The sequence below is a fragment of the Aeromonas sp. genome (assembly GCF_050633025.1).
Taxonomy (GTDB): Bacteria; Pseudomonadota; Gammaproteobacteria; order Enterobacterales; family Aeromonadaceae; genus Aeromonas.
This window is the reverse complement of sequence record NZ_JBODRQ010000164.1, coordinates 1-6,267: the sequence shown is the minus strand read 5'-3', so window position 1 is coordinate 6,267 and position 6,267 is coordinate 1. Positions and strand designations below refer to the sequence as shown.

The window sequence follows — 6,267 nt, the reverse complement described above, 5'->3', positions numbered from 1 at the left end:
GTCCCACAGGTATTCGGGATGGTAGCTGCTGATCACCAGAATGTTGGCGGCCCAGAGCGGCAGAGAGAGGGTGGATAACAGTAGCAACAGCAGGGAGGTGCGCATGGGTTGTCCCTTGTCGAGGGGGAGAGAGTTCTTGTTCAGTATGGGCGGTTTTGGTTGGCGCTGTCATCTCGAAACGGGTGTGGCGGAGGAGCGATTTTTTTCGGTTGGACGGATCGGACGCCAGCCCGCACCACGCTTGGGGCTGGATTTGATTGGAGCTTTTTCTGGTTGGTCGTGAACTGTCCCGCTCGCTGAAAAACCTGTTCTGGATCAAGAAATGAGGCGGCGCTTTGGTGCCTAATAGACACCACATATAGGGATGCATTCGTTTTTTATGCCTATATGTTGTGTTATTAAGCTGTGTATAAGCTGTTCCCTTCCTATCTTCAGCCCAGGCTTGTCAAGCCTCGGCTGAATTTGTTTGCGTCCAGGACGAGATGCCGGGAGGGGGGCCCAACAAGGGTGAGCCTGAGGCAAATGCCAGGCCTTTTTAACGGGGAAAATTCATGAAACCGGTTGTGATCAAACGTGACGGTTGTCGCGCACCATTCAATGCCCAGTTGATTGCTGATGCGGTCAGCCGTGCGGCGGAAGCGGTCAATCAGGCCAACCCGGCACTGGCACAGCGTATCTCAAGCGCGGTGAGTCAGGAGCTGGAGGGGCGTGGTGAAGTCGATATCCACGAGATCCAGAACCGGGTCGAAAACCACCTGATGGCCTCCGACGACAAGGCCATTGCCCGCGCCTATATCGAATATCGCCACGACAGGGATCAGGCCCGCGAGGCGCGCGGTCGTCTGGCGCAGGAGATCCGGGGTCTGGTCGAGCAGACCAATGCCGCCCTGCTCAACGAGAACGCCAACAAGGATTCCAAGGTGATCCCGACCCAGCGCGACCTGCTGGCCGGTATTGTCGCCAAGCACTATGCCACCAGCCACATGCTGCCCCGTGATGTGGTTCAGGCCCACGAGAGCGGTGATCTGCACTTCCACGATCTCGATTACTCACCTTTCTTCCCGATGTTCAACTGCATGTTGATCGACCTGAAGGGTATGCTGACCCACGGCTTCAAGATGGGCAATGCGGAGATCGATACCCCGAAATCCATCAGCACCGCCACCGCGGTCACTGCCCAGATTATCGCCCAGGTGGCGAGCCACATCTATGGCGGCACCACCATCAACCGCATCGACGAAGTGCTGGCCCCCTATGTGACCATCAGCTGGCAGAAGCACCGTGCAGTGGCCAAGGAGTGGGGCATTGCCGATGTGGAGGCCTACGCCATGGCCCGCACCGAGAAAGAGTGTTACGACGCCTTCCAGTCGCTGGAGTACGAAGTCAACACTCTGCACACTGCCAACGGGCAGACGCCGTTCGTTACCTTCGGCTTTGGTCTGGGGGACAGCTGGGAGTCGCGGATGATCCAGCGCGCCATCCTCAACAACCGTATCGCTGGCCTTGGCAAGAACAAGAAGACCGCCGTGTTCCCGAAACTGGTGTTCGCCATCAAGGATGGCCTCAACCACAAGCAGGGCGATCCCAACTACGACATCAAGCAGCTGGCGCTGGAGTGTGCCTCCAAGCGGATGTATCCGGACATCCTCAACTACGACCAGGTCGTGAAAGTGACCGGCTCCTTCAAGACCCCCATGGGTTGCCGCTCCTTCCTCGGTGCCTACGAGGAGAATGGTGAGCTGATCCACGAAGGTCGCAACAACCTGGGGGTGGTGAGCCTCAACCTGCCGCGCATAGCCCTGAAATCCCGTGACGAAGCGGACTTCTGGGATCGTCTCGATGCCTCCCTGCGGGTCGCCAAGAAGGCACTGATGTACCGCATCACCCGTCTGGACGGGGTGAAAGCACGGGTTGCGCCGATCCTCTATATGGAAGGGGCTTGCGGCGTGCGGCTGAAGGCGGACGACAACGTCAGCGAGATCTTCAAGAACGGTCGCGCCTCCATTTCCCTCGGTTATATCGGCGTTCACGAGACCATCAACGCCCTGTTTGGTGACAAGGTGCACCTGTTTGACAGCGCCGAGCTGCAACAGAAGGCCATCGCCATCATCGCCCGTCTTAGGGCGGCCATCGACGAGTGGAAAGAGGAGACCGGCTACGGTTTCAGCCTCTACTCCACCCCGAGCGAGAACCTCTGCACCCGCTTCTGCCGCATCGACGCCAAGGAGTTTGGCGTGGTATCCGGCGTGACCGACAAGGGTTACTACACCAACAGCTTCCACCTCGATGTGGAGAAGCAGGTCAATCCGTACGACAAGCTGGACTTCGAGGCGCCTTATCCGCCCATCGCCAGCGGCGGTTTCATCTGCTACGGCGAGTACCCCAACATCCAGCACAACCTGGAAGCGCTCGAAAACGTCTGGGATTACAGCTATGACAAGGTGCCTTACTACGGTACCAACACTCCCATCGACGAGTGCTACGACTGCGGCTTTACCGGCGAATTTGAGTGCACCTCCAAGGGCTTTACCTGCCCGCGCTGCGGCAACCACGACCCCGCCAAGGTGTCGGTGACCCGCCGTGTCTGCGGCTATCTCGGCAGCCCGGATGCGCGCCCCTTCAATGCGGGCAAGCAGGAAGAGGTGAAGCGCCGCGTCAAACATATGTAAGCGCACAGGCGATGAAGAGCTGGCCCCTGACTCAAGGGGCCATTTTCATTGGGGGGGCGGCAGTCATGCCGTATTCCCGTGAGCGAGGCAGGAAACAAGCGATGCACTACCACCAATACTACCCGGTCGATGTGATCAACGGCCCCGGCACCCGTGCCACTCTGTTTGTCTCCGGTTGCGAGCATCAGTGCCCGGGCTGCTATAACCAGAGCACCTGGCGGCTCGATGGCGGCAAGCCGTTCGATGAGGCGATGAGCGATCGCATCATCCGGGATCTTAACGACACGCGCATCAAACGGCGAGGTCTGTCGCTCTCCGGCGGCGATCCGCTCCACCCGGCCAACGTGCCCCACGTGCTGGCGCTGGTGAAACGGGTACGTGCCGAGTGTCCGGGCAAGGATATCTGGTGCTGGACCGGTTACCTGCTCGGCGAGCTCTCTGCTGCCCAGCGCGAGCTGGTGGCCTTACTGGATGTGCTGGTTGATGGCAAGTTTGAAAAGGCGTTGGCCGATCCGGGTCTGCTCTGGCGTGGCAGCAGCAATCAGCAGATCCACGACCTCAACGCCTGGCGTGATGCCGGTGAGCGAATTCCCTGTCTGGTTTGCAGTTGAAGTCCGGGATGTTTATGGTTAGCCCATTCCAATCCTGACGACTTTTTTGAAAAGGAGAGCCGAGATGAACAATCTGCTCAAGATCCTGCTGGCCATTTTCTTGCCCCCGGTGTGCGCGTTTATCCAGGTGGGCTTTAGCCTGCACTTTTTAATCAACATAGTGCTGACCCTGATGGGCGGTCTGCCGGGCATGGTCCATGCGCTCTGGCTGGTGGTGAGCGACAAGCGCGGCTGATGCCAGAGGCTGGTTAGTGAGCTTATTGACGATAAAAGGGCCAACCTCTCGGGGTTGGCCCTTTTGTTCATGTTCATACGAATACTTTTTCGTTAGGATGGGTGACTGACCAAAAGGGCGCGTGTTGAGCGGCCCGCAGTCCGGCAACAAGCACCGGCAAAGAACAAGGAGCGTTACATGAAGTGGAAAGTCGCAGTATGGTCAGGTCTGGCAGTGACACTGTTGCTGGGGTGCTCATCCCGTCAGGAGGTAGCGCACGAGCGCGCTCCGATCGCCATCCCTCTCGAGCAGTTGTCCAGCTACTGGGTTCAGGAGAAGCAGTGGTCATGGCTTGGCAATGACGAGCCCGCCCTGCCGGCCAAACCGGTCAAGGGGTATGTGGAAGTTCGCTATCAAATTGACGCCAGCGGCACGCCGGTCAAACCGGAGGTGGTGGCGGCCGAGCCCCCCGGCGAGCTGGAACAGAGCGCGCTGGCGACCCTCTCGCGGATCCGCTACAGCCCGGCAGAGGGCAACCCGGATGCCATTCCGGTCGAGGTGACCAACCGCTTCGAGATCGAGATCAACTGATCCCCCACCACTCTGATGCCAGAGAAAGAGAGACCCCGGCCAGGCCGGGGTCACGTTTATTGCTGTTTGCAGTCGTTGTAGGCGGTCTGCCACTCGCCATCCTGATCCCGAAGCTCGACAAAGCCCTCATCCCCCTTGTTCCACCAGACGGCCTCGTGCTCGTCCGTATAGCGGGCACCGGAGGCCGAGACGGCTTGGGGCAGGGTGTAATCCTTGCCGTCCGGCAGTGACAGCTTGATAAAGTTGAGGCTCTCGTCGGAGAGGGAGAAGTAGCGCACCTGCACCTTCTTGCCCTGCCCGCACTGGTAACCGACAGGTTCGCCACCGGTGACGGAGAGGATATTGCCCTGATTGCAGCCAGCGAGCAGGCCGAGGGCCAGCACACCTGCGGTCATCATATGCACTCGGTTCATGATTACAGCTCCATTGGTGTCATACGGGCGTGAGCCTAACAGGTTACCGTTATTGTGCAATCATCGGGGCCATGCGGTGCGTCGCTGGCTGTTCGGCATATCGCGCGAGTATGAGGGGGCGCTATCAGGAAGGCATCGTCAATCAGTAGAGGCCAAGTCTGGTTTCAAACTGGCGGATCAGCGTCTCATAGATGCCGTTGTTCTTGATCTTCTGCAGTCCCTGCTCGACCTGTTTGGCCAGCGCTTCCCCTTGCGGGTGGTGGCGGGAGAAGGCGAGCCAGAAGCCATTGGCGGAGAGTTTGCCAACCTTGATCACCTTGCCGGTCAGCTGCTTCCGCTGGATCTTGAGCTAGCCCGGTATACCGTGCATCAGGATGTAGTCGACCCGGCCGCGCACCAGCATTCGAGCCCCCGATCCTATTGTTATACCGATCTTCCCGAGCTCTTATCGCACGTCGGGTTTGGGGCCGTTACTGGAGGATTTCTAGCAATTATTTTCATGAAATTTTCAGCATTAGCGAGCAGCTCTTTTTTATCAGCTAATATTGATGGGGTTATAATACAAGGGGGAAGTGGGTTGTGGATGGATATGACAGTGGATGTGTGTATCTGGCAATTGAAATGCTGTTGAGTGATGGGGAATATGGTGCAGAATCACACCATGGCGTGAATCGGGAAGGCGCTATCAGAAGTACCGATATCAGTCATGATTTTGACCTCGCCAATATTCCATTGCTGTTGGCAGAATAGACCTGACCGTGTGTGATCCTTGTGAGCTCAAGCCAGTGCTCTGGTATTCGCTGGCTTGACTCATCACTATTTTAATCTCCCCTTTTTGCATCTTTATCCTCACCATTTTTCATCGTGCGTGCTTCCTGCTCGCTGACTTAAACCCTGATGTGGCATGCTGTGGCACTCGTGCCATGGGATGACGCTACCTGCTGATTATCACTCACAGGATCTGTGGAGATAAATGGTCGCAGAGCTTGTCATCTGGCTCTGTTATTTCCCCGAAGGGGGAGAGATCATCGCATCGTTATTACTGCTGATCACCCAAATATCGGCCATTGGGCTTGCTTGTTTTATCGACTGATTTTCTGACTTGGTCGGGTATCGGATGTCTGGTGTTCTATGGTGCAGCACGCGTTGGCGGCACCATGATGTTTAAGTTATTAATGTTTTTATATGGCTTTGCAGTCTGGTTAACCGACAGGAGTGAGGGGGTTCAATAAAGTAGCGCCACAACCACATGTAGAGTACATAACAATGAAAAACCTCTCCCCCCTACAAACCACACAAGAAAAGGCCGCCTTTATGGGCGGCCAACAAATTGCCGGTATGCCGCTCTTTATATTTCTGGGGTTGGCGACCTGCGTTCTCTTTTCCGGCTGGAATGGCTCGTTGCCGCTCGGCATGGTCGGTGCGCTGGCGCTGATGTTCGTGCTGGGCACCCTGCTGACCGAGCTGGGTGAGCGGATCATGCCGATCCGTGAATATCTGGGGGGCGGCACCATACTCGCCATCTTCGGCGGCGCCGCCCTGTTTGAATATCAACTGCTGCCGGTACAGGCGGGGCAGGTCGTCACCAACTTCATGAAGGAAGGAGGCTTTCTCAACTTCTTTATCGCCAGTCTGGTGACCGGTTCAGTGTTTGGTATGAGTAGTGCCCTGCTGAAAAATGCCGCCATGCGCTATCTGCCGGTGATCCTCGGCGGTGTGGTGTTGGCGTTGTTGAGCGTGGGGGGGGTCGGCTCCCTGATGGGGTATGG

The 6,267-nt window shown here is 57.3% G+C and carries 7 protein-coding genes and 1 pseudogene; 6 read left to right on the top strand and 2 right to left on the bottom strand.

The genetic code is table 11. The features are described 5' to 3' along the window. The first annotated feature begins 551 nt into the window (after positions 1 to 551). The 4 genes from nrdD (at position 552) to ACRAUW_RS16095 (ending at position 4,085) form a co-directional block, all read left to right on the top strand. Positions 552 to 2,669: an anaerobic ribonucleoside-triphosphate reductase gene (nrdD, locus tag ACRAUW_RS16110; RefSeq protein WP_431363092.1), complete on the top strand. Its 2,118-nt coding sequence runs from the start codon at positions 552 to 554 to the stop codon at positions 2,667 to 2,669. Positions 2,670 to 2,770: 101 nt separating this feature from the next. Then, the gene (gene nrdG, locus ACRAUW_RS16105) at positions 2,771 to 3,280 is read left to right on the top strand and encodes an anaerobic ribonucleoside-triphosphate reductase-activating protein (protein WP_431363091.1); all 510 of its coding nucleotides are present in this window, start codon (positions 2,771 to 2,773) and stop codon (positions 3,278 to 3,280) included. Positions 3,281 to 3,344: 64 nt separating this feature from the next. Beyond that, a complete protein-coding gene (locus ACRAUW_RS16100; RefSeq protein WP_005338440.1) occupies positions 3,345 to 3,515 on the top strand; it encodes a YqaE/Pmp3 family membrane protein in 171 nt (56 codons plus the stop codon). A 177-nt stretch (positions 3,516 to 3,692) separates the two neighbouring features. Then, positions 3,693 to 4,085: a TonB family protein gene (locus ACRAUW_RS16095; protein ID WP_005358848.1), complete on the top strand. Its 393-nt coding sequence runs from the start codon at positions 3,693 to 3,695 to the stop codon at positions 4,083 to 4,085. A gap of 56 nt (positions 4,086 to 4,141) precedes the next feature. Here the strand turns inward: ACRAUW_RS16095 and ACRAUW_RS16090 are convergent, their stop codons facing one another. Beyond that, complete coding sequence (locus ACRAUW_RS16090; protein WP_431363090.1) at positions 4,142 to 4,498, bottom strand: MliC family protein; 357 nt, start codon at positions 4,496 to 4,498, stop codon at positions 4,142 to 4,144. Positions 4,499 to 4,640: 142 nt separating this feature from the next. Continuing rightward, positions 4,641 to 4,901, bottom strand: a pseudogene (locus ACRAUW_RS16085) (substrate-binding periplasmic protein); the annotation flags it as partial. A 176-nt stretch (positions 4,902 to 5,077) separates the two neighbouring features. Here ACRAUW_RS16085 and ACRAUW_RS16080 point away from each other — a divergent pair. Beyond that, positions 5,078 to 5,248: a hypothetical protein gene (locus ACRAUW_RS16080; RefSeq protein WP_431363089.1), complete on the top strand. Its 171-nt coding sequence runs from the start codon at positions 5,078 to 5,080 to the stop codon at positions 5,246 to 5,248. Between the two features lie 516 nt (positions 5,249 to 5,764). Then, the coding region (locus tag ACRAUW_RS16075; RefSeq protein ID WP_431363088.1) for a 2-hydroxycarboxylate transporter family protein at positions 5,765 to 6,267 on the top strand (503 nt) is incomplete at its 3' end.